Source organism: Streptomyces sp. NP-1717 (assembly GCF_022695985.1).
Classification (GTDB): domain Bacteria; phylum Actinomycetota; class Actinomycetes; order Streptomycetales; family Streptomycetaceae; genus Streptomyces.
On sequence record NZ_JAAPBF010000393.1, the window covers coordinates 1 to 3,350 of the forward strand.

Annotated in this window: 1 protein-coding gene; it reads left to right on the plus strand. The window is 70.6% G+C overall.

The features are described 5' to 3' along the window. A partial coding sequence (locus tag GXP76_RS34780; protein ID WP_277994138.1) for an SDR family NAD(P)-dependent oxidoreductase occupies positions 1 to 3,350 on the plus strand: 3,350 nt, incomplete at both ends.

The window sequence follows — 3,350 nt, forward strand, 5'->3', positions numbered from 1 at the left end:
GGCTCAACGACACGCCCGCGACCAGGGACCTCACCTCCGCAGGACTGACCACCACCGACCACCCCCTCCTCGGCGCGACCGTCGAGCAGGCCGAGAGCGGCGGCACGCTTCTCACCGGGCGATTCGCGCAGGCGGACCACTCCTGGGTCGGCGACCACGTCATCCTCGGCGCGACCGTGCTCCCGGGGACCGCCCTCATCGATGTCGTCATGCACGCGGCGACGCACGTCGGGCTCGACACGATCGAGGAGCTGACGCTCGAAGCGCCACTCGTGGTCGCCGAGACGGACGCGGTCCGGATTCAGGTCGCGGTGGGCGCGCCGGACGGGACCGGCGGGCGTTCCCTCGTCGTGTACTCACGTCAGGCATCCACCCCGGTGGACGAGGCAGCCTGGTCACGTCATGCGCGCGGCCGGCTGGTGGCCGAACCGCTCGCTACGCCCGCGGACTTCGAATGGCTGCCGGCCGATGCCCAGCCGCTGCCGCTGACGGACGCGTACGACATGTTGGCTCTCCGGGGCTATGAGTACGGTCCGCAGTTCCGAGGTCTGACAGCGGTTTGGCGTTCGGGCGACGAAGTGTTCGCCGAGGTGCGGCTGCCGGACGGCGAACTCGACTCGGCCGACGCTCCGTTCGCCATCCACCCGGCTCTCTTCGACGCGGTCCTGCACGCAACTCTGCTCTTCGGTCTCGCCCCCGAAGCGCCCGACGTGGCCCTGGACGGTCTGCGCCTGCCCTTCGCGTGGTCGGGAGTACGCGTCAATGCCGTCGGGGGCTCGGCGCTCCGGGCTCGTATCCGCCCCACGGGTGCGGACACTGTCTCCCTCACCCTCACGGACGAGGCGGGCAGGCCCGTCGCGTCCGTCGAGTCGCTGGCCTTCCGCCGCGCGTCGGCGGCTCAGCTCGCGTCCGCGCGGGTGAGCACCGACGTCGCCGCCCACTACGTCGTCGAGTGGAACGCCATGGAGAGCGGCGTCTCCCAGGCGGCCCCCTCCTCACATTCGTGGGCGTACGTCGGCGCGCCACCACGCGGTCTCGCGGATGAACCGGCTGTCTACGGGGACATGGCCGAGCTCGGTGCGGCCGTCGCCGGAGGCGCGACCGCGCCGGACTTCGTATCGCTCACCGTCGCCCCGGAAAGCGCCGATGACACGGCGGGAACCGCGCACCGAACAACCCAGGCCGTTCTGAAGGAACTTCAGACCTTCACGGCGGACGCGGGGCTGGCGGACGCGACGCTGGTCGTCGTGACGCGGGGCGCGGTGGCGGCGGGGGAGGGGAAGCTGCCGGGACTGTCTGCCGCGCCCGTGTGGGGCCTGGTCCGCAGCGCGCAGGCCGAGAACCCGGGCCGCTATCTGCTGGTCGACCTCGATCCGGAAGCCGTCGAGGAACTGCCCCCGCACCACCTCACCGCCGTTGTACTGAGCGCGGTGGCGGCCGACGAGCGGCAGCTCGCTCTGCGGGGCGAGTCGGTCCTCGTGCCACGCCTCGGCCGTCTCGACCTGTCCCCGGAACAGCCGGCGAATCCCTGGGAGGGTGCCGGTACGGTCCTGATCACGGGCGGTACCGGGGCGCTCGGCGCGGCGGTCGCCCGGCATCTGGTCGTACGACATTCCGTCCCGAGTCTGCTGCTGATCGGCCGTCGTGGTGCGGAGGCTCCCGGCGCCGCCGAACTGCGCGCGGAGTTGCGGGCGTTGGGCGCGGAAGTCACGGTCGCGGCGTGCGACACCACGGACGCCGACGCGCTGGCCGCACTGCTCGGAGAGGTGCCCGACACGTACCCGTTGACGGGCGTCGTCCATGCGGCGGGTGTCCTGGACGACGGTCTGATCGACACCATGACACCGGACCAACTCGAACGCGTACTGCGCCCGAAGGTGGACACCGCGACACACCTGCACCACCTCACCCGGGACCTGGACCTCTCGGTCTTCGTCACCTTCTCGTCCGTCTTCGGCGTGCTCGGCAACGCGGGGCAGGCCAACTACGCCGCCGCGAACTCGTTCCTGGACGCCCTGATGCAGCACCGCAGGGCCGCCGGACTACCGGGTACGTCGCTGGCCTGGGGACTCTGGGACACGGAATCGGGCATCACCCGTCACCTGAACGCGGCCGACGTGGCGAGGATGGAACGCAACGGCGTCCTGGCGCTGGCTCCCGAGGACGCGCTGCCACTGCTCGACTCGGGCTGCGCCACGACCAACGCCCTTGTGCTACCCACGCGTTGGAACTTCGGCTCGCTGCGCTCCCAGGCCCTGACCGGTCAACTTCCGCCCGTACTGCGCTCGCTCGCGCCCTCGGCCGGACGCTCAGGCGCGGCGGCGAGCCGCCCGGGGACACGTATCCCTTCGTCGTCGCTCACCGTCCGGCTCACCGGTCTCGACAAGTCCGAGCAGGAGACGCTGATCCGCGATCTGCTCCGCACCGAGGTCGCCACCAGCCTCGGGCATGTGGCGCCCGAACAGGTCGACCTGGCGGACAGTTTCAAGGCACTCGGGTTCGACTCGCTCACGTCGGTCGATCTGCGTAACCGGCTCAGTTCCAGCACGGGTCTTCGGCTTCCCGCGACGCTGCTGTTCGACTATCCGACGCCTGCCGCGCTCATCGAGTACGTGTGGTCGTCCGCCATCGAGGCCGCTGCCACCGCGAACAGCGGGGGAGCAGCCGTCGCGGTGACGTCACCTCGGTCGGACGACGAGCCGATCGCGATCGTCGGTATGGCGTGCCGCTTCCCCGGGGGAGTGACCTCGCCGGAGGACCTGTGGCGCCTTGTCGCCGAACACACCGACGCCATCAGCGAGTTCCCGACCAACCGGAACTGGAACATCGAGGAGCTCTACAGCCCGGACCCCGATCACTCCGGCACCTCCTACACCAGCGAGGGCGGCTTCCTGCACGACGCCGACGCCTTCGACGCGGCGTTCTTCGGTATCTCGCCGCGCGAGGCGGTGGCGATGGACCCGCAGCAGCGGCTGCTGCTGGAGACGGCGTGGGAGACGCTGGAGCGCTCGGGCATCGACCCCACCTCGCTCACGGGCAGCGCGACCGGTGTCTTCGTCGGCGCGATGTATCACGACTACGCCCACTGGGCCGAGCAGGCGCGGGAGAGCGCGGAAGGCTTCGCGCTCACGGGCACGTTCGGCAGCATCATGTCCGGTCGGATCGCGTACAACCTGGGTCTCCAGGGCCCCGCGCTGAGTATCGACACGGCGTGTTCGTCGTCGTTGGTGGCGCTGCATCTGGCATGCGAGTCGCTGCGCAAGGGTGAGTCGTCGCTGGCGCTGGCCGGCGGAGTCGCGGTGATGTCGACGCCGAACACCTTCGTGGAGTTCAGCCGGCAGCGTGGGCTG